This window comes from Pseudarthrobacter sp. S6, from assembly GCF_050156575.1.
Taxonomy (GTDB): Bacteria; Actinomycetota; Actinomycetes; order Actinomycetales; family Micrococcaceae; genus Arthrobacter.
Map to the genome: position 1 here is coordinate 3,429,847 of NZ_CP189581.1, position 19,125 is coordinate 3,448,971.

The window sequence follows — 19,125 nt, forward strand, 5'->3', positions numbered from 1 at the left end:
CCGACTAGGACAGGCCGGACTGCGTGACCTGCGTCAGCTGGAAGGCAACGCTGTTGAAGTTGTACGAAACACCCACGTCGGCGCGGCCGGCGGTCGTGGAGAGGAATTCAAAGGTGATGGTGGCTGTCACCGTCTGGGCGGAGCCGGTGGGCTTCAGCGGGTTTGCTACAGCCGTACCGCCGACCGTCAGCACCGGAGCGGAAACGGAGACATTGGCAGGGGTGAAGCCGTTGGTGGCGGTGATGCCGGTGGTGGCGACGTTGGCGGCCATCTTGTCTCCCACGAGGGTGACGGGCAGGTCCTGCGTGAAGGTGAGCTTGTCGCCCGGCACTACCTTGTAGGTGGCGATAGTGACCGCGTCACCGTTGCGGTCCTTCCAGGTGCCTGCGGTGGAGTTCACCAGATTCAGGTTGCCGGAAACGATGGTGCCCGGGGTGGTTGTGGCTTCTGCGTTCCAGTTGGCCAGTGTGCCGCCGCCGCCCAGCAGCAGAGCCCCGCCCAGTGCGATGGCTGCGGATCCGGTGATCAGTGTCATGTTCTTCATGGTGTGTTCCCTAAGGCTTTGCTTGCGTGGTCTTCTTGCTGAAAACAACAATGCATGTCCTAAATCAGGACTTCAGGGGGGAACCCGTCAAGGTTTACTCAAGAAAACAGCCATCTGAGTTTACTCAAGAAAACAGCCATCTGACCTGCGGTTTCGTCAAATCAACTGTAAATCAAAGTTAGTAATTCCGCCGGTGCTTCAGCCGCGGCAGCACAACTGCGAACACACCAGCCGCCGCGAACCCCAACAGCCCTGTCGCCGAGACACCCGCGCCCAGCGTAAAAAGCGCCGTCACTCCGGAGAGGAGGACGGGCCCGCCGGTGGAGCCTGCGTCGGCGATGAACCGCCACAGCCCCAGGAACTGGCCGCGGCCGCGGTCGGGCGAGAAATCGGCGCCGAGGGTCATGATCAGGCCGGAGCTGATGCCGTTGCCGAACCCGATCAGCAGTGAGGCCAGCAGCAGCCCGGCAAAGGACGCAGTCAAGGGAATGAGCAGCATGGCGATGCCCATGATGATGGTGGACGGGATGGCCACGAAGAGCCTGCCGCGGCGGTCCATCACCTTGCCGGCCGGGTAGAACACCAGCATGTCGATCGCCCCGGACAGCCCGTAGATCACCGAAGCCTGGGCCGGATCCAGGCCCAGGTGGTCCGCCCACAGCGGGATGACCACTTGGCGGGACGCGCGCAGCGCACTCAGCAGCAGGACCCCCACACCCAGCGTCAGGAAGACGCGGGAATGCGACACGGCCACATTCCGCAGCGTCGGCTCCGGACCCTTGTGGCCGCCGTCGGGCGCTGGGGGGACGACGAGATCCGGGATGGTGACCGCCAAGACGGCGGCCGCGGCCATGCCCACCACCCCCACCCAGTACGCTCCGGCGATCCCGGCGAACTGCATCACGCCGGCACCAAGGAACGGGCCGAGGAAGATGCCGATCCTGCTGACCCCGCCCAGCGTCGACAGCGCCCGCGCCCGGAACTGAACAGGCACGGCCTCGGTAAGGTACTTCTGCCGAGCCAGGCTGAAGACGCTTGCGGCCATTCCGACGACGATCATCGCCACTGCGAGCAGCCACAGTCCGCTGGGGATCAGGGAGGACATCGCAGCGGCCACGAGCGCCAGGGCGCCCACTGCGGCGGCTCCGACGATGGACCAGCGTTCGCCGAACTTGAGCGTGATGAGGGACGCGGGCAGGTTGAAGAACCAGGAACCGAGCCCGATCAGTGTGACGATCAGCGCGGAGACTGCCACTGAGGCACCGAGGTCGCGGGCCGAGAGGACCACCACCGGGAGGACCGCTCCTTCGCCGGTGCAGAACAGCAGCGCCGGGCCGAAGGCGGGTATGGTGATGCTTCGGAGGTTGAACGGCTGCGGGGTCCCTGGCGAAGTCATCAGATTTATCCTATGCCGCCGAAAATTCGCCAGCCTTCAGGGGGTCACAAGCGGCCCTGCGAGGACTAACGTTTGCCTTGTGGGGCGCTCCCGCCTGCCCCTCACCGCCAAGGAGGTCTCATGGGTGAAGTGTGGATCCGCACCATCAACAACGGATTGGTCCGGGCCGACAAAGTCACGGAAATCGCGTCCACCCGGGGGTCCCTGCATGAGGACCAGGGTTTTGCGCTGAAGGTCATCGTGGACGGCAAGGCCCACGTCGTCATTGACGACGGCGGTCTTCCGGGCACGCTTCCCGAACGGCTGGAGCACGCGCAGCATCTGGAGGATGCCCTGCTGTTCGCCCTAGACGAGGCCCGCGAAGCCGACGCATCCATGGTGGTCTTCTTCGATCCGGAGAGCGACCGCTGGACCCTCGCCGCGGCGGCGGAACTGGCCGGCGGTCTTCCCGCCGTCGGATAACCCCCGACGGCGGCCCTCCGCTAAAGGGTGAGCGGGTCAGGCTGCGACGTGGCTGAACTCGGTGGCCTTCGCGGTGACGCGCCTGGGTGCCAGGATGCTGAGCGTGCAGTGGGTCTGCTGCGGGTCAATCCTGGCGGGCAGGTGATGAGTCTCGGAGCAGGCCTGCAGCTGCCGCAGGGCTTCGGGGTCGACGCGGGCGTCCCGCACGTCCAATTCCAGATCGAGGTTGTGCTTTAAAGCGTTGGCGCGCTTCACCACAACGTAGAGGGCCTGGATGCTGTGGATGGTGACGTGGCCCTTGGCGAGAACCTGGGCCTTCGCGTGGTCGAGATCTACACGGACAAGAATGCTGAGCTTTTCGGACAAGATAATCAAGCCTTCCTTGCGTGGCTGCGACGCTGCAGCCGGGGAGGCCGCGACGCTGCGGCCAATGGCCGCGCCTCTGCAGCCTCATTCAGGGTAGGCAACGAATGTGATCTGCGCAACACCAGGTTTCATTGTGTCGGAGCCGCCCGCGTCTGGCCAGCCAAACCCGGGCCATGCTCCAGGGCTCCTGCAAAGTCGTTCAGGCGATGGTGATGCCGGCGAGTTGTAGGTCTTGGCGGGGGTAGTTGCGTGCGCCTCGGGTTGCCTTGGCGATGTTGGGCTCGCCGTGGAGTCCAGGGTAGGAATCGTCTCCGGCATCGGTGAGGCCGTTGACGCCATCGCCGGCATACACCAATGTTTCTCATCCTGATCTTTGGCGTCTTGCGGCTGCCAGTCTCCTAACCATTCCGGTAATGGCCGCTCCACCAATCACGGCCATAAATGCCCCGGTCGTGATCGTCCTGACAGGGTTATCCGCTCCGGCGACGGCACGAATTTCCGAAGCGCCTTCGTATGTACCGCCAACAGGAGTCATGGAGGTGACACCACCTGGTGAGGCAGCAGAAGTCGCACTTATTGGCGGGGTCACCATCGCTGTTGACGACGGCGTTTCCGAGGGTGTCGTTTCAGCTTCTTTAGTGACTTCGTCCGCCATAGCCTCAGGTGAAATCACTTCAGGTTTTGCCGCCGCTGGTTCCTGGGCCGCATTGCCAGCAGCAGGCACAAGCCGGGCGAAAGTGGCTGCAAGCTCCTGAGATGGAGCATCAGTCCGCACAGGCGCCTGTTGTGCAGGTGCTGCGTCCGGAGCCGTAACGGGAGCCTCAGGAGCGGGAAGTTCAGGAGTAGTTACAGCGGAGGCGGGCCCCGGGGCGCCTTCAGTTATAGCGAGAGTAGAAGCTGCCGATCCCTGGAGCCCACAATGTGTACCTACCCCAGCCCAGGCATCCCCTGGCTGGAGATTCGAGCAGGAGGGAGGAACAGGAGGCGTGCCGGGGATGAAGAGCAACCTGTTAGGCGTTCCACCTTTGTTGGCACTAATTACACCTGTTGTAGCGTTATTGATCATTGACTGGTGAACCTGTGCGGGAGACAGTGCGGGGTCTCGGGAGAGCATAATAGCCGCCGCACCAGAAACGTGAGGGGCAGCCATTGAAGTGCCGCTCAAAGTGTTGTAGCCGGTAGAAGAATCGTTCCAAGCCGATCTGACGGATACTCCCGGCGCTTGAATGTCCACACATGAACCGTAGTTGGACCATGATGCCTGAGCGTCATTGATGTCTGTCGCCGCAACGGTAATGGCAGCCGGAATTCGGGCAGGAGAGGAATTGCAGGCATCCGCACCGTCGTTACCTGCGGCTGCGACTACCGTGATGCCGTCATTTACCGCGCTCTGAACAGCCTGGTCAAAGGAGGAACTGGTGAAACCACCAATGCTGAGGTTCATAACTGCTGGCTGTCGAGTTCCAGCCGCTACCATCGCATTCGACCACTCGGACGGGAATGATAGCGGCCTTTTTGGCAACACCGTAGGTTGTTCCGGCGACTGTTCCGGCGACGTGCGTCCCGTGTCCGTTACAGTCATTGACCCCATTGCCATCACTGATGCCCGTCCAGCTGGCAGGAACCCTGCCGGTAAATTCGGAGTGCGACATGTAGAGCCCGGTGTCCACAACGTAGACATTTACCCCGGCGCCTTCATTACCCATAGCGAATTGGCCGTCTCTTCCAGTTCGTTGATCTATTCGATCAAGCCCCCAGATGGACGTGGAGCCGGTGATTGAGACAGGGGTGTCCAGTTCAACCGATGCTACGTTTACTGATTTCTTCAGTGTCTCTATCTCATCGGAGGTCGCTACAACCACTGAAGCTTTCATCGTATGAGAGAGCGTCTCTTTGACTTCGATCCCTCTCTCTTGGAGAGACTTGGACTCCGCTTCTGCATTCACATCGATGCCATAGTGCACAATGTATCGCTGTTCCCCTTCGGGTAGAGCAGAGGAGGACGGATGAGAAGAGGGGACCGGTAAGGGTGGGCTGTCAGTGACAGCATCGGCTTGAGCAGGGGTCAAAGACAGTGCTAACAACGCAAGGAAAACGGATGCCACGGCTTTAAGGGCACGGGGCGGACTGCCATCGCATCTGGCCTCCGCCATGCAGGCACGGGCCTCGTCGGCTGTTTTAGCGAAGCCGGGCGAATTCGGGTTGGACACGGGCTGCGGGACAAGGGGCACAGCCCCCAAGCTTAGGGGCTGTTCAGACAACATGGAAGCTCTCGACGAGACTCATCCATAGTGATCGCGACGGCCAGCAGCAACGGCGGCCTGCGCACCTCTTCCACGGCTGCAGCCATGGTGTGGAGCCCGACGGCGTCCGTCACCGGCAGCGCGTGCGTCGCCTCCTCAGCGACGCCGGCCACCGAAACCGGGACGCTGGACCGGGACTTCTGACGGATCCGGCGGTAGCCCCGAACAGTGCCACTGTTGTTGGTTCTAAAAGCCGAACAGTTGAGCTGCCAGCGAATATATCCCCCATAACCCAGCCGCTAACAGGATGCCCAGGTAGGCCAGGACCAGCCTCGTATCGCGGAGGTAGCAGTTTGACCTCGTCAGGCCCCTCCGTCGCGCTTTCCAATATCCTGCGAATCCGATTGCAGCGAACACGGCCAGCGCCACGGGACCGGCCGCCCAGCCGAGGAGGGCAATGGTGGCGAAGACGCAGAGCCGCAGCGGATCGAAAGTCGGCGGTGACTCCGGATCCGTTTCAGAATCAGGACTGTGTCCGTGTTGGCCTGCGACCTTCGAGCGCACGAGCTTGGACGGCGATGGCCCGGCTGCAATACGCCGCGCATCAGAAGCGGAACTCATCATTCCTCCCTGTCGCTGACTCGGACCTGGCGGACCGGAAGAAGTTCGCGGCCCGTGGCTCTGCTCATTCGTTGCCTGGCCAGGGCCGGCCAGGCCTGAACAGCACAAAACGGGGCGCACTGGTGATCGCCGGCGTCGCTCTTGGTTCCCACGTGGACGCAGCATTGCGTGAGCCGTTCCTCGATCATGGTCGAGATGTCCATGAAGGGCTTGACCATGATGCGGGTGATCCGTTCGGCGAGGAGCCGGCGCAGACGCTGTTGTTGGCCCGGGAGCTTGCCGGCAGCCAGTGTGGTGAGTGTGCCGATGCCGAGGTCGCACTGGGTGCAGATGTTCTTCCAAAGATCCATTGTCCGCGGGTGGGACAGCGAGGACTGCTCGCTTAACAGGTCCAGCAGGGAGGACTTCATGAGGGTGCGCAGCTCGAGCGGGATCGCGCTGTCTGCGATACGGTTGGCGATGCTGTCAGGATTAAGTTCCAGCCAGGCGAGCAGCTGATCGTGCCCGATGAGGGCTGTCAGCGAACGCCAGACCCCCGAGTCGTCCTTCAGCATGTAGCCCACGGACGCGCAGTGCGGATGTGAGCAGGGGAGTGCTGTCAGGTCGTGCCATGAGACCACACCTCCGGTCTGCTCCGCGAGCCGTTCGAGTACCCCCGTATGGGTCAGTCTGTCCAGGGGGTCGATGCCGTGGCCGCGCCCTGAACCGAACACTGGCTGAAGCGCAACCCCACCCACGAACGGGGTTTCCAAGGCCCTCATGACGACGGCGCCGACCTCACCATCGTTGACGCCGAGTGTCGCTGTCATCGTCAGGGTAGTGAAAACACCTGCCTCGGACAGGCGTGCGATGGCCATGTCTTTGAAGCGGGTCAGGTCTCCCCCGCGGTGGTGGATGGATGCTTCTTTGGACGGTCCGTCGTATTGGAGGTACACCTCCACGCGGTCCCGGTGCCTGGCCAGCAGTGCAAGCAGTTCATCGTCGGTGGCCATCAGCATCCCGTTGCTGTTCACCATGATCCGGACGATCGGCCGGGCGACGAGCTCATCCAGAAGTTCGGACAGATGGGGATACAGTGTGGGCTCGCCGCCGGAGAGCATCAGCACGTCCAGCCGCCCGTTTTCGCGGGCAAGCCGGGTGTCGATATTCGCGAGCACCTCGCTGAGCGGCGCCACTCCCTGCAGCTGGGGGCCGGAGGCGGTGAAGCAGGTGGGGCAGCGCAGGTTGCAGTGCTCGATGATGTCCTGCAGGAGGATGCACGTGTGCTGCGTCTGCATGGCGGGCAGCCCGTAGGCGTAAGCCTCCGGTACCTGGCGGTAATTGCCGGCCTGGTCCGGGATGTGTTGTTTGGTCGGCGCCTGCCACTTCTCCAGGTAGCGCAGAATCTCCGGAGACTCGTCGTACAAGGTGCTGACGAGGCCGTGGTCCGGGCAGCCGCGTTCGAGCCAGACCCGGCCATCGCGGATCAGTAGCGCACCGGAGAGGCGCCGCACCTGCGCGAGCGGGGGGTTTGTCTCGTGGCAGTGGGGACAGAATGCTGTGACGTATCGGTGGATGCGGTCCCCGCGCAGCGGCTGGCCGGGGCCGGGCAGCGCGTGCCGGGAAGTAAATGGGGACGGATTCATATCCGGCTACTCATCTGAGAGAGGGCCATGACGCAGATCCCACCGCCGAGCAGGATGAAGATCCCCAGTCCAATCAACAGCCCCGCACCCCAGCGGGAGGTGCGTGGCCGGATTGCCAGGGCACCGGCTATCGCCAGGTACGCGCCGATTGGAATGAAGACTGCAGGCCCGGCGAGGAAGGTCTTGTACCCTTCATCCGGAGCGATACCAGCTGTTGTCCCGAAATAGAGGGCATAAAGGGCAACAGTCCCCAGCAGGATGCCGAGCACCATGGAGCCGCGTCTTGGTTCAGGGGGCGGCTCCTCTTCTCGGGGCGGTGGCAGCGGGCTCCAGGCTTCTTCGGGGTTGTCATCGCTCATGCCACTCTTCCTTCCAACTCGGGGCGGAGTGGTTTCCCAAATACCCGCAGCATCCGCCAGAACAGCAGGGGGAGAATCACCAGAAGGAACCACTGGGGACGGCTCATCCCCAGCCAGAGCACCTCGTTGCCCCGGACGAACTCGACTCCGAACCGGAACAAGGCGTAGGAGGTCACGTAACAGATGAAGAGGTCGCCAGGACGCGGCAAGCGGTCACGAAAGTGCCACATCACGGCAAATGCTGCAAGGTGGAACACGATTTCATAGGCAAAGGATGGGTGGAGCCCTACCCCGGGCGGTCCGCCCAACATCGCAGCCTGCCCAGGCGTGAGCGATATCCCCCACGCACCCCCAGTCGGGGTGCCGGGCAGTTCCGTAAGGAGACAGCCCACCCGACCGATGACCAGCGCCAAGGCGACCGCGGGCGCAAGCAAATCCCCGGTGGACTCGCGGTAACCTGTCAGCCGTTTACCCAAATGGACGCCGAACCACGCGCCCACCAGGCCTGCGAGGATACTGCGGTCCCCGTTGCCCCACCAGTCCGCCAAGGAGACCTGCCGGGAAACATCCCACGTGAGTACCCTTGAACCGATGGCCCCGAAGGCGATAGCGAAACCGGCAATGGGCCACAGCCGTGGGTCGGACAGGCCGCGCCGGCGCTTCTCATAGGCGTAGAACAGCAGGGCTGCGAGGATTCCCAGCCCTAACAGGCTAGCGTGCACCAGCCCGTCTCCCGCGAGGGGAAGCCCGATCATGAGCAGAGTGTAGCAGTGACCATTCCTGTCCCCTCCGGTCCTACATCTGGACGTAGTGCCGCGGGGGTCAGCAGGTGCCGTCGGCCACCTGCGGGATGCGCCATAGGATTTGAGCATGGATATTGCCGTTCCAGGAGGTACCGGGGCCGTTGGCCAACATGTGGTGGCCATTGCCAGGGACCGCGGACATCGGGTGACAAGCCTGACCCGATCAGAAGGCGTGGACCTGCTCACCGGCCGCGGGCTCAACGAAGCCCTGCGCGGTGTGGACACCGTTATTGATGTCTCCGGGATCCAGACGCTCTCCACCAAAAAGGCCGTGGACTTTTTCGCCGCTGCCACCAGGAACCTGCTCGCGGCTGAGAAAACAGCCCAAGTACGGCACCATGTTGCGCTCTCGATCGTAGGCATCGACAGGGCTGGGTCGGGCCTGTACGCCGGGAAGCTCGCGCAGGAGGATGCCGTCCGGCACGGAGAAGTGCCGTGGACCATCCTGCGGTCCACCCAGTTTCACGAGTTTGTGCCGATGGCCATCCACGCGGCCTCGATTGGCCCGGTGGTCCTGGTTCCACAGATGATCACCCAGCCGGTCGCGGCGCGGGAAGTGGCTGAGGCGCTGGTGATCGCGGCAGAACAGGGTCCCCGCGGGCGGGTTGCTGATCTTGGCGGTCCCCGCCGGGAGCTGCTCGCGGATCTGGTCCGCGAATACCTGCGCAAATCCGGGCAGCGGAAGCTGGTGGTGAAGGTCCGGGCTCCCGGCGCCATGGGTCTGGCCATGCGCCGTGGTGATCTGGTCCCGGCGGCGGACGCCGCCGTCGGACGCCAGACGTTCCACGAGTGGCTGCAGGCCAGGCCTCCGGCCGACTAGTGGCGTTGCCTGTGGCGCATGACCGCCGCCGCGAGCCCCATGGTGCCCATCAGGGATCCGAGGATGATTGCCAGGCCTGTGAGGTATTCAAGAATGGTCATCGTTGACGCACCTTTCATATGGCTGATGCGTTGACGCTAGTTATTGATGCTCAGGATCAGCCAAAGATGGCAGGGTGTATTCCTGCAAGATTCCGCCCTGTGCCACCGGCCGGTGCTGACCGAAACCGGCCCGCACCATCCCTAGACTAGGAACGTGCCCCCACTGCCCGAGCCCTCATCCGATGCCACTCCGATACCGCGCGGCTGGCTGGCCCGCAAGCTCTTGCCGGGTGGTACCGAACCGGACCCCCGTTTCACCCTGGCCAACGAGCGCACGTTCCTGGCCTGGATCAGGACGTCGCTGGCGTTCCTGGCCGGCGGTATCGCGATCGAGGCGTTTGCGGGCGGGCTGTTCAGCGGACCCGTCCGGGAGGGGCTGTCCGTCCTGTTGCTTGTCCTTGGCATGCTGATCAGCGCGGGCGCCGCCGCCCGGTGGCTCTCGGTGGAGCGAAGCATGCGGGCCGGAACGCCGCTGCCGTTGCCGCTGCTGGTTCCGCTGCTGGCCCTCGGCGGAGCGGTAGCCGCTGGCCTCATCATTTTCCTGATCCTGGCGGGCTGACCAGTGTCCGTGCATACGGACCCGGGGCTCCAGCCCGAACGAACCGTCATGGCCTGGGGACGCACACTGCTGGCCCTGCTCACCGTCAGCTCCATTTTCCTGCGCTGGTTCTCCACTCACGGGCCGCTGGTTCTAGCCCTGGTAGCCGCGGCAGTGGTCACGGCCGGTGGCATCTTCGCCACCCAACGGATCCGGTACCGGCGAAGCTCCCGGGGCATCAACGCCGAAAATCTCCACGCCGATGCGGGCGGCGTCTTCGCCTTGTCCGCAGGAGTTGTCCTGCTCGGCGCCGTCAGCCTCATCGCTGCGCTGACGTTCTAGCCCGCCCACCAAAAGGAGGCGGGAACGGACCTACCGGTACCCGTCCACGATCGACGCCGCGATTTCCTTGTACGCCCGCCGTGTCTCCGGCTTCAGCACGTCCAGGGTGACCAGGTCGCCGTCGGCCACTCCCCTGTCGTGCGGGACGGCGATGAGCTGGCGGCAGATCCCGGCGAGGTGTTCCTCGATGGCGTCCTTGTCCACGCGGGAGGAGACCTCCTCCTTGTCCGTGATGACCACGATCGCGTTCCGGGCCAGGTCCTCGTAGCCGTGGCTCGCCAGCCAGTGCAGGGTACTGCGGGCACGCTTGGCCCCGCTCACCGCATACCCGGCTGCGATGATGATGTTGTCCGCCGACTGCAGGATCCCGCTCATGGCATTGTGGGTCACGCCCGTGCCGCAGTCGGTCAGGGCCACGGAGTAGTAGCTGGAGATCAGCTTGCGGATCCGCAGGTACTCGGCGGCCGTGAGCGAGTCCGAGACCTCCGGGTCCTGCTCCCCCGCGATCAGGTGCAGCCGGCCGGCGTGGTGCATGTACCGGGCCAGCGCGGTGAGGGAGTCAACACCTTCGATGTTCGCCAGCAGGTCCGTGATGGTCCGCGGGCTGGCCTGCTGGTAGATGCCTTCGCCCAGTGCGCGTTCCACGAGGTCGCCCGAGTCCGGGTTGGCGTCGATGGCGCAGGGCGGGTCGCCACGGAATTCGGCCAGCGTCAGGCCCACGCCCACCGTGGTGGAGGTCTTGCCGATGCCGCCCTTGAGGCTGAGCACCGCGGTGTTGAAACTGCCCTGCAGCTGACGGGAGATACGGCGGCCCAGTTCGTCTTCCTCGCGCTGCTTGGCGCCGGGCCCCAGGTTCCAGGCCCCGCCCGTTAGCGCGTAGAGGGCGCCGCGGACGCCGCCCACCGGCCGCGGTTTCTGTTCGCGCACAAACAGGCCCGGGGAGCTGATGAAGTCAGGCATGGGGCTCTCGGCGATGACGTCCGCCGCGGTGGGGCGGACGCGGCGGAAGGCGGGCGTCGGTGCTTCCTCAGGAACGTACGACGACGGCGGCGCGGCTTCGTCGCGGTCGTACGCCACTGCGGAGGTGCCTGAGTCCGGCTCGGCAGGCTGCCCGGCCTGCGGTACCTGTGGCTGCGCGGTCACGGGCGGCCGCGCGGGCCGGCGGGTGGGCGCAGGAACAGAGGTGTTGGGGGCAGAAGACGCGGGACTGGCTTGGTCGGCGGCGGCCGCCGCCTCGGCCCAGGAACTGCGGCGCGGTACGGGGGTGCCGGCGTCGGGGGTGTTGGAGAGATCTGGCGTGAGGGCTGGCATGGTTCCTGTCTGGGCATCCGAAAGGGCGCCGTCGGCGCGACGGAGGTCACGGCGTCGTCGGGGCGGTTGCGGTAGCCCTGCATCTGCGATGGGGCGTGCGTTCTGATCCGCCGGATCGGGCATGTCTGTCCCCCCAGGACTTTCGGCACAAGGTTCTGCGGCACGTTACGGACTGATTCAGTCTGTAAGTCTAGGCGCTGGGGCGGGATGGTGAGGTCAGCCGCGGGTGAGCGCGGCCATTACCACCGCGGCGGTGAGGACCAGAAGGACGGCAAGGATGGCGTAGGCCTGCCATTTGGGGCGGCCCTTATGCGGGTTAATATCGATATAGGGCATGGCTAGCTGCGGTTACTCCTCGTGGCGGTCACCCGCACTGCGCGTCGCTTCCGGCGCAGCACGTGGTACATCGCATAGAAAGGAATCAACAGCGTACCCAACAGCGCGCACAGCGCCAGGACATAGTCAATGAGAGCCACAACGGTCTCCGAACGTTAGAGTGATCCCCCATGCGATCAGAGGTCACGTTATCCGTTGGTCACGTTGATGACAAGTCACGTCATGTGTGCCGTTGTCCGCAGCTACACGTCACCGGTTGAGCGCAAGCACCACCACTGCCGGGGTCAGGGACCAGGCCAACATGCCCGCAACGGTCAGTGCGAGGCTGGGCGCACGACGATGGCCGTGCCGGTCTGGTTGATGACTGTGCCCGAGCTTGAGGCCGCGGTAGCGGTTTTCGTTCCGGTGGCGGACGTATCGATCAGCGAGAGGGAGTCGACCTCGATGGCCGCGTTCGACTTGGACGCAATGCTTGACGTGACGTCGCCTTCCTCAGCCATCCCCGACGGCGGTGTGAATGTCGTGGTCGCCGAGTTGGTGCCGTTCCTCGCGCCGTGTGCGGTCAACAACAACGCCCCCGACGTCACCGGCGTGATCGACGGCGCCCGGACAACCGGGTAGAGCACTCCACTGTTGGTGTCAGTGGTGGGCGTAACGTCCAGCGGCGTGGTGGCGTCTGCGCCCTGCACGGCAACCGTCGCCCAGGCATATCGGGAGGCGGGTTCAGGCACGCTCGGCGCTGTATCGCCGGACTGCATGACCCGATACCAGACCGCCTGGTGCGCCGAGGTGGATCCGGCGCTGGTGAAGTCGGCGACTGCCCGCGTCCATCCCGTGGGGTTCGTGGCGTTCGCTGCCCCAGACACGGTCACCTGCGAGAACAGGAAGACTACGTCGCCGGGCTGCCAACCTGCTGGCAGGGTGGCCGCGTAGGAGCCCGAAGCGGTCAGCTCGCCGGATCCGGTTGCCGTCGACCGGACAGAGGCCGGAGTAGGAGTCGGCGTCGGCGTAGGCGTAGGCGTAGGAGTAGGCGTCGGTGTCGGCGTCGGCGTCGGCGTCGGTGTCGGTGTCGGCGTCGGTGTCGGAGTAGGTGTCGGCGAAGGCGCCGGCCGGGTGAGCGTGAAACGGTCGGTGTAGGTCCCGCCCGAGGCGCCGACGAACTGACCGGTCAGGGTCGTGGCGGTCACCGACACGTTCAGGAAGCCGTACGTCGGGTTGTTGTTGCTGCCCATGAAGGTCTGGAAGTAGGGCGCCGTCGTCGTGTTGCTCTCGCTGTTGAGCGACTTCCCGCCCGAACCCACGGTGGCCAGGATCGTCCCGGTGCCGGCGGTGTACTGGGCAGTGGGGTTCGTGTCGGCGACACAGTCGGGGTTGAAGGTGCCGACGGGGATTGCCGTACAGGTGCCCCGGAGCGCGAGAGGGTAGCTGCGCGCGTACGCGTGGTCGTGTGCCTGCAGGTAAAGGTCCACCTTCTTCGCCACCAGCAAGTTCATCAGGTCAGGGCTGGCGGCGCAGGGGTAGTTGACCATCGACAGGCAGTACATGTGCATCCCGACGACGACGAACGGGATCCCGGCAGCCCGCCCCGCGTCAATCGCCGACGACACGAACTGGTAGCCCTGTGTGCCGGCCTGGTAGGACCAGTTCAGGGTCGTGCCGCTGAAGGTCAGCTTCGGGGAGACCATTATCACGCGGACCAGCGGGTTGCCGGCCGGGTAGTCCGTGTAGTACTGCTGGCCATAGGATCCTGCGACGCCGAGCCTGTCCGGCAGGCACGCCGCGAACCTCGACCACAGCCCGTCAGGTCCGTCGTCCTCGTGGTTCCCGGACAGGAGTTCGTAGGGCATCGTCCCGGCGTGCTGCGTAACGAACGAACACCAGGACGACTCCGGGGTGGTCGAGGAGTAGGACATGTCGCCGAGGTGGAACATCGCAGCGGTCCCCGCGTTGCGTGCTGTGTCGATCACCTTCCCCGCCGCCGTGGTGGCGGCGGTGTCGCCGGCGAAACCCAGGCTCACCGAGGATGCGGCAGTGGCCCGGGACTCCCGCGATGTGGCGAAAATGTAGGCGCCGGCGAGAACGAGTGCGCCGCCGAGCAGGACGGCCAGCGCCCGCCGCAGTGGGCGGCGCACGCGCCGGTGGCCGCTCATCGACAGCTCCATTCAGTCGCGCGGCGCAGCCCGTTGGCTGCCGCGGAGAACCCTAAAACAACGGTGGTCGCGCCCTGCCGTGACACTGCGGTGGCCGTCCCGGACACTCCGGCGAACTGGTTGTCCGAACCCGGTGGCAGGATCTGCGCGCTCTTGCCCACCCATATCACCGCCTGCGGTCGCGACGCGCGGAAGTTGGGCGTGCTGCCCGATCCGACAGCGATCCCAGCAACGCCTGCCAGCGCGTTCGAGGTGGGGCCGGCGGCCGCTGCGCCCAGGTCGGTGATGAGGCCGGAGGCGTCCCAGCCGACCGCGTGGGTTCCCTCGGGGACGGCACTCTGGCCGAGCGCATGCCCGTCGGAGTCGATCGCGAGCACCACACCGCCGCGCCCGGCGAGGGACGGCAGGGCCTTCGGGGTGCCGTCCGGCGCCCACAGGACCGGCGTTCCGCCCTCGGCGAGGGCCACCCCGCCGATCGTACCGTCAGAGCCGATCGAGAACGCATGACCGGCCTGCGCACCGGAGGGCAGCATGAGCTCGCGGGGTGCCGCGGTCACCGTGGACCAGACAGCGGGGCGCTCGTTGTCGTCGGCGCCCGGCCCGTCGGAGTGCTCCCCGTCGGCGACCAGCGCCCCGACGACGACGCCGCTGTCCGACACCATCGACGGGAGCGCGATGTCACCGGGGCCAACGGGGAGCAGGTGGTACTGACCGCCCTGCCACCACCAGCCCACCAGCATTTGAAGGGTGTCGTCATACCCCGTGCCGACGACGACTCCGGCCTGGTTCACCGAGGTGGGGACCGCGGTCTGGAGTGGGATTGCCAGCGGGGTCGGCCGACCTTGCCGCCAGAGCACCGGCGCGGATCCGCCCGTGGCAGTGTCGGCGATGCCGACCACCAGCCCGTTGCTGCTCGCCGCGATCACGTTGCTGCCGCGGCCACCCAGGCCGGCGAGCAGGCTCACCGTGCAGTTTGTGGCAGCGCGCATGTCACCCCCAGCAGCCGACGCCGCAACGGGCACCACTGCCACCACCACCAGGCCGCCCTCCAGCGCAAGAAGCGTCGCTGTCAGCAGTGCCTGAAGCCGCTTCGCCCGCGCCGTGCGTAAATGAGGGCCAGAAGTCGTACGGCCTGTGCCACGCCCGCCCGTGTGAAAAAATCCATTGTCTAGCAATGTTGCTCCCAGGAGTTGAACTCCATATTCACGGCAGCATCTGCAGCACAATTGACCATAGCCGCCCTGTGATCACCAGCCTAGGATTCAGGTCAAGCGGGTGTCACGAGTAACAGGTACCTACTTTGAAGCATGGGAAAAGCGCTGTAGTACTTGGGAGGTACTCACCTCTGGTACTTGGGGGTACTTAGGGAGTACTCACCTTCGGTCCTTGGGGTCCTCAGTCCTCGCCAAGTGCTGGGAGACCGCAGCAGGAGACTTGCCCACCACCTCAGCCAGGGCGCCAACCGCCATGTCATATGGACCTGCGTTCATTCGCGGTCCGGACCGCAGTTGCGCGTCGGACGTATTCTGTGACCTGGGAATTAGTGCAGCGGCCGGGTCTCCTGCAGCCGCTTGATGAACCAGCGCGACTGCTCGGGCCCGTACGGCAGGATGGGGATGGCCTTGGTGGCGTCCGTGGGGGTTTCGCGGATGGACTGCTGGGCCTGGCGGACGGCCGTGGTCATGGTGTTGGCCATGGTTTTGACGAACTGATCGCTGCAGGGCTGGCCGTGGCCGGGGACCAGGAACTCGTAGCGGTGGCGAAGGGCGGAGACGTGGCGCAGGCAGCCGGCCCATTCCTCCGGGTAGGAGTCCTCGAAGGACGGGTGCGCGCCCTGCTCCACGAGGTCGCCCACAAAGAGCGTGGTGGGGGAACCTACCAGGAGGTCGCCGTCGGTATGGCCGCGGCCCAGGTGGAACAGGGTTGCGGTCACCCCGCCCAGGTCCACCAGCACGGGCTGGTCCTTGACGATGGCGTTGGGCACCACCAGTTCCACGTTCTCGCCCTCGCCGGTGGACATCTCCGGCTCCAGTGTTCCTACGAACCGGCGCTGCAGGTCCCCGTGGTCGTCGATCTCCCGGGCGCAGTTTTCGTGTGCCCAGAACTCTGTGGCGCCGTCGGACGCGAACACGGCGTTGCCGAAGAAGTGGTCGTAGTGGGCGTGCGTGTTGACGACCACGAGCGGCAGGTCGGTCTTCTCCCGCACGGCGTCCAGGATTTCGTGCCCCTGCCGCGGCCCGCAGCCGGTGTCGATCACCATGGCACGTTCCGAGCCCACAATCAGGCCGGTGTTCAACAGTGATCCTTCGGTGACCAGCACGTAGTTGTCCGCGCCGACGTCGAGCCATTCTGACATTGTTTCTCCGTACCTCCGGAAAGCGACTGCGTTCTTCTTGGCCCCGATTCTACCCTCGGGCCCTTGGAGTTCCCGGGATGCGGGACGCGGTCGGGGCCGCATGTGGAGATCCACATTACTGGCCGATTTCCCACCTTAAATCCATCGACCTGCGTAACATTTCGCTATGCAGACAAAACAACACACGTGCTTCTGCGAGGAATGCGGCAGGATCACGAACCACGTGACCCACTATGTAAAGGCCGACGGCGGTGGCCGGCTGATCGCGACGGTGCAGTGCGCTGAGCATGCAGAGGAAGCCATCTGACGCGGAGGTGCACAACTCGCCGAGATCCCCGAAATGGTCCGCGGTTTGGCGGCCATGATCACGGGACGCCCCGAATCCGACTTCGACGTCGAGGTCACCTTCGACACGCCTGAAGTCGCAGCCCATCTCCGCGAAGCCCGTGAGCTTGCTGCCAGGTCCGACGAGCTGAAGGCGGCATCAGCCAAGGAACGCCACGAGGCGGCCATGGTCCTGAAGCGGCAGGGTGTCACCGTCCGCGACATCGGCGCGGTACTTGGCGTCTCACACCAGCGAGCGCAACAGCTCGTCACCCAATGACCGCGCTACGACCGTTCCGCTCCGGACCATCAGCTCGGTGTCCTCCGCGGGCACGGGGGTAACCTGAGGAACGTACGACGGCGGTGAGACGGCGGATCTCCGCGTCCAGTTCACGGGCGCTGAGTTTGTCCGCGCCGCCCCAACCACCCTCCCCTACTGCGCCCCGCGCCTGAAATGCCCCTCGATGAATCGCCCGTTTCTGGTGTGGGGATTTACCCAGACTTCACCGGGAAGCCCTGTCTGGCCGCCCGTCGCCAGGTCGATGATGGTCGGGCTGCTGTCGCGCACGCCGGTGGCGCGATCCCGATGCGCCCCCTCGAAAGCCTGCGCCATGAAGTCCAGCGCGTCAGGGCGAACGCCGGATGAACGGGCGTCCTCTCGCCAGTGAGAGACGGCCTCATCCACAATCCGGATTCGCTGGACTGCTTGATTCTGGGTCAGCCTGAAGTCGTCGGCATGTTTGATGAGCAGCCTGATGTCCCGGTCCCCGGCATCATCCTCTGGTGTGAGGCGTACGTCGGAGCGGCCGGCCCTTGATGGGTTCACGTCGAACGATGGTGCCAGGCGCCAGCCATTTCCGATATGGAGCAGGCCATGGTTGCGCATATGATCGTCTATGTTGTTGACCATCACCGTGAACACTGCCCGTGAAAAGAGCTCGGCAGCATCGGCGGAAGGGCTCGCAGAGATCGAAGCGACCCTCTTGGCGAGCGTGGCGTAGTCGGGGTGCTCGTGCTGGGCCAGCGCGAAGGCACTGCGAAAGCTCATGTAGGGAATGCGGTGTCCGGCCTTCCGGTCGAACCTCCGGGTGAGAAACACAGAGCGGCCCTCGGTGAGGGGGACCGCCGAGGACTCCTGGACCTGGATACCGGCACGGCGTTGCAGTCTGATCGCGGTCAGCTCCCAGGCAGAGACATCAGTGACATCGGATGTGCGGGGGAACTTGGCCAGGTGCATCTCGCCGTCTTCGTCGCGCACCCAGACTTTTGGCCGGGCGCCTCCGGGCGAGGAGCCGACGCCGATGAGTTCGCTGACGTCGTCGTCGATTTCGCCGTTCTCGGCAAACCGCTGGGCTGCATCGACAAGCATGGGGATCTCGTGGATCCCGGCCCGCCAGTGCTGCTGAGCGAGGAAGGTCCCGTCCTTGCGGAAGCGCAGGGCGCCTTGGCGCGTCGCGTCGTCAACGGCGAGCAGGAGCTCAATCTCCGACGGCGAAGCGAACCTAACGCCGTCGTCGCGGGCTTTCTTCCGCAGCCGTGCGTCGATGAGATCGCGGCCCCAGCTGTCAGGGGCGGCGTCGTCAAAGGCGAGGAAGGTGGTTCTGTGCGCGGCAGGCGTGTGCGGCCCACGCTGCAGGGGCAGGTCCGGAGAGATGGCGAAGGCATCGGCGTTCGCAAGCCACCCGTCGAGGTAGGTGAAGGTCATCGAGGGCTTCTGGAAACCAGGGCGTACGTCCACTGAGAAGTCACCTACATGGACTTCGTCCACCCACACTTCGTGGCTCATTGGGTCCTCCTGGCGCGCTGGCGGTCAAGGAGGTGCGCGCGCATGCGCCCCAGATCGGTACTCAGTGGATCGGACACCTCGGTGAGCCGCTCGGTCAGATTGAGCACTTCCATCAGGGCCAGGACACTTCCCAGCCTGACGCCAGTGTCGCCCCGTTCAATGCGGCGCAGCGTGGGCATGGAGAGATTGGCCCGGTCCGCGGCCAGCTCCTGGCTGAGGCCAAGCAGGATTCTCCATTGCTTCAGGTGCTCGCCCAGCAGCTCTGCGGTGTCGTTAACCAAGAAACGCTCCCTTCCACCCCAATGGTACTCCCATGTTGTGTTAGCTGCGCTAAAGGAACGTTTGAGTTTGTTTACCGACACGGCGGCACTCGAGCGCTGGCCTTCACGGCGTGAACGCAATGAGCCAAGGCTTGGCGGTAACCGTCTCGCCGCAGAGCCGCACACTGACAACACAGGAGGCAGCGGACCTTCTCGGAATCAGCCGGCCAACGCTCGTGAAGTTACTAAACGCCGACGATACATCAGTGGCCATTAACTCAGAAGACGAGATATGGACGAAACTCTCGCTGATCTTCGGGAAGCCCGGCGAGCAGTCGCGGCGCGCCGCCGTGCGGCTAAATCTGTTTGACATGATTGGGCT

General features: G+C 64.8%; 22 protein-coding genes and 1 pseudogene. 8 read left to right on the forward strand and 15 right to left on the reverse strand.

Translation table 11 applies throughout. From position 1 onward, the window contains the following. Nucleotides 1-4: 4 nt before the first annotated feature. Both ACQCS0_RS16405 and ACQCS0_RS16410 read right to left on the reverse strand, forming a co-directional pair. The gene (locus tag ACQCS0_RS16405) at nt 5-544 is read right to left on the reverse strand and encodes an alternate-type signal peptide domain-containing protein (protein ID WP_354153183.1); all 540 of its coding nucleotides are present in this window, start codon (nt 542-544) and stop codon (nt 5-7) included. 178 nt (nt 545-722) lie between these two features. After that, on the reverse strand, nt 723-1,940 hold the full coding sequence (locus tag ACQCS0_RS16410; protein ID WP_426939857.1) for an MFS transporter: 1,218 nt from the start codon (nt 1,938-1,940) through the stop codon (nt 723-725). Between the two features lie 120 nt (nt 1,941-2,060). Here ACQCS0_RS16410 and ACQCS0_RS16415 point away from each other — a divergent pair, with 120 nt between their 5' ends. Further along, nucleotides 2,061-2,402, forward strand: coding sequence for a hypothetical protein (locus ACQCS0_RS16415; protein ID WP_354153181.1), 342 nt, complete (start codon nt 2,061-2,063; stop codon nt 2,400-2,402). 36 nt (nt 2,403-2,438) lie between these two features. Here the strand turns inward: ACQCS0_RS16415 and ACQCS0_RS16420 are convergent, their stop codons facing one another. Both ACQCS0_RS16420 and ACQCS0_RS16425 read right to left on the reverse strand, forming a co-directional pair. Continuing rightward, nucleotides 2,439-2,777 carry a hypothetical protein gene (locus ACQCS0_RS16420; protein ID WP_426938774.1) on the reverse strand — a complete coding sequence of 113 codons (339 nt, stop codon included), beginning with the start codon at nt 2,775-2,777 and terminating at the stop codon, nt 2,439-2,441. Between the two features lie 190 nt (nt 2,778-2,967). Further along, entirely contained in the window at nt 2,968-3,123 is a 156-nt protein-coding gene (locus ACQCS0_RS16425; protein WP_426939858.1) for a hypothetical protein, read from the reverse strand. Nucleotides 3,124-3,181: 58 nt separating this feature from the next. Between ACQCS0_RS16425 and ACQCS0_RS16430 the strand changes: the two genes are divergently transcribed. After that, nucleotides 3,182-3,523 (forward strand): hypothetical protein, encoded by a 342-nt coding sequence (locus ACQCS0_RS16430; RefSeq protein ID WP_426940237.1) that lies wholly within the window; start codon nt 3,182-3,184, stop codon nt 3,521-3,523. A 347-nt stretch (nt 3,524-3,870) separates the two neighbouring features. On the opposite strand, the pseudogene ACQCS0_RS16435 reads toward ACQCS0_RS16430, so the two are convergent. Then, nucleotides 3,871-5,032, reverse strand: a pseudogene (locus ACQCS0_RS16435) (S8 family serine peptidase); the annotation flags it as partial. A gap of 27 nt (nt 5,033-5,059) precedes the next feature. On the opposite strand from ACQCS0_RS16435, the gene ACQCS0_RS16440 reads away from it, so the two are divergent. Next, nucleotides 5,060-5,215 (forward strand): hypothetical protein, encoded by a 156-nt coding sequence (locus tag ACQCS0_RS16440; protein WP_354156360.1) that lies wholly within the window; start codon nt 5,060-5,062, stop codon nt 5,213-5,215. A gap of 42 nt (nt 5,216-5,257) precedes the next feature. Here the strand turns inward: ACQCS0_RS16440 and ACQCS0_RS16445 are convergent, their stop codons facing one another. The 4 genes from ACQCS0_RS16445 to ACQCS0_RS16460 are packed head-to-tail and all read right to left on the reverse strand — an operon-like array spanning nt 5,258 to nt 8,371. Then, on the reverse strand, nt 5,258-5,632 hold the full coding sequence (locus tag ACQCS0_RS16445; protein WP_426939859.1) for a hypothetical protein: 375 nt from the start codon (nt 5,630-5,632) through the stop codon (nt 5,258-5,260). Next, nucleotides 5,632-7,257 (reverse strand): radical SAM protein, encoded by a 1,626-nt coding sequence (locus tag ACQCS0_RS16450; RefSeq protein ID WP_354156359.1) that lies wholly within the window; start codon nt 7,255-7,257, stop codon nt 5,632-5,634. Before ACQCS0_RS16450 ends, ACQCS0_RS16445 begins: the two co-directional genes overlap by 1 nt. Further along, a complete protein-coding gene (locus ACQCS0_RS16455) occupies nt 7,254-7,616 on the reverse strand; it encodes a hypothetical protein (protein ID WP_354156358.1) in 363 nt (120 codons plus the stop codon). The genes ACQCS0_RS16450 and ACQCS0_RS16455 overlap by 4 nt, the downstream gene beginning before the upstream one ends. Next, complete coding sequence (locus ACQCS0_RS16460) at nt 7,613-8,371, reverse strand: prolipoprotein diacylglyceryl transferase (protein WP_426939860.1); 759 nt, start codon at nt 8,369-8,371, stop codon at nt 7,613-7,615. Before ACQCS0_RS16460 ends, ACQCS0_RS16455 begins: the two co-directional genes overlap by 4 nt. Nucleotides 8,372-8,486: 115 nt before the next feature. On the opposite strand from ACQCS0_RS16460, the gene ACQCS0_RS16465 reads away from it, so the two are divergent. From ACQCS0_RS16465 to ACQCS0_RS16475, 3 genes are all read left to right on the forward strand, one after another. Continuing rightward, nucleotides 8,487-9,239 carry an SDR family oxidoreductase gene (locus ACQCS0_RS16465; RefSeq protein ID WP_426939861.1) on the forward strand — a complete coding sequence of 251 codons (753 nt, stop codon included), beginning with the start codon at nt 8,487-8,489 and terminating at the stop codon, nt 9,237-9,239. 255 nt (nt 9,240-9,494) lie between these two features. After that, nucleotides 9,495-9,899 carry a DUF202 domain-containing protein gene (locus tag ACQCS0_RS16470; protein WP_354156355.1) on the forward strand — a complete coding sequence of 135 codons (405 nt, stop codon included), beginning with the start codon at nt 9,495-9,497 and terminating at the stop codon, nt 9,897-9,899. Between the two features lie 3 nt (nt 9,900-9,902). Beyond that, nucleotides 9,903-10,220, forward strand: a complete 318-nt coding sequence (locus ACQCS0_RS16475; protein WP_426939862.1) for a DUF202 domain-containing protein — start codon at nt 9,903-9,905, stop codon at nt 10,218-10,220. Nucleotides 10,221-10,250: 30 nt separating this feature from the next. Here the strand turns inward: ACQCS0_RS16475 and ACQCS0_RS16480 are convergent, their stop codons facing one another. The 4 genes from ACQCS0_RS16480 to ACQCS0_RS16495 form a co-directional block, all read right to left on the reverse strand. Continuing rightward, nucleotides 10,251-11,531: a MinD/ParA family ATP-binding protein gene (locus ACQCS0_RS16480; RefSeq protein ID WP_426939863.1), complete on the reverse strand. Its 1,281-nt coding sequence runs from the start codon at nt 11,529-11,531 to the stop codon at nt 10,251-10,253. Between the two features lie 650 nt (nt 11,532-12,181). Then, nucleotides 12,182-14,017, reverse strand: a complete 1,836-nt coding sequence (locus tag ACQCS0_RS16485) for a hypothetical protein (RefSeq protein ID WP_426939864.1) — start codon at nt 14,015-14,017, stop codon at nt 12,182-12,184. Further along, a complete protein-coding gene (locus tag ACQCS0_RS16490) occupies nt 14,014-15,192 on the reverse strand; it encodes a hypothetical protein (RefSeq protein WP_426939865.1) in 1,179 nt (392 codons plus the stop codon). Before ACQCS0_RS16490 ends, ACQCS0_RS16485 begins: the two co-directional genes overlap by 4 nt. Nucleotides 15,193-15,557: 365 nt before the next feature. Then, the gene (locus ACQCS0_RS16495; RefSeq protein WP_426938781.1) at nt 15,558-16,373 is read right to left on the reverse strand and encodes an MBL fold metallo-hydrolase; all 816 of its coding nucleotides are present in this window, start codon (nt 16,371-16,373) and stop codon (nt 15,558-15,560) included. A 166-nt stretch (nt 16,374-16,539) separates the two neighbouring features. On the opposite strand from ACQCS0_RS16495, the gene ACQCS0_RS16500 reads away from it, so the two are divergent. Further along, nucleotides 16,540-16,680, forward strand: a complete 141-nt coding sequence (locus tag ACQCS0_RS16500; protein ID WP_354156349.1) for a hypothetical protein — start codon at nt 16,540-16,542, stop codon at nt 16,678-16,680. 33 nt (nt 16,681-16,713) lie between these two features. After that, on the forward strand, nt 16,714-16,977 hold the full coding sequence (locus tag ACQCS0_RS16505) for a hypothetical protein (protein WP_426938782.1): 264 nt from the start codon (nt 16,714-16,716) through the stop codon (nt 16,975-16,977). Between the two features lie 153 nt (nt 16,978-17,130). On the opposite strand, the gene ACQCS0_RS16510 is transcribed toward ACQCS0_RS16505, so the two are convergent. Together ACQCS0_RS16510 and ACQCS0_RS16515 are read right to left on the reverse strand one after the other, a co-directional pair. Further along, entirely contained in the window at nt 17,131-18,483 is a 1,353-nt protein-coding gene (locus ACQCS0_RS16510) for a type II toxin-antitoxin system HipA family toxin (RefSeq protein WP_426938783.1), read from the reverse strand. Further along, nucleotides 18,480-18,764, reverse strand: coding sequence for a helix-turn-helix transcriptional regulator (locus ACQCS0_RS16515; protein WP_354156346.1), 285 nt, complete (start codon nt 18,762-18,764; stop codon nt 18,480-18,482). Before ACQCS0_RS16515 ends, ACQCS0_RS16510 begins: the two co-directional genes overlap by 4 nt. Nucleotides 18,765-19,125: the final 361 nt, after the last annotated feature.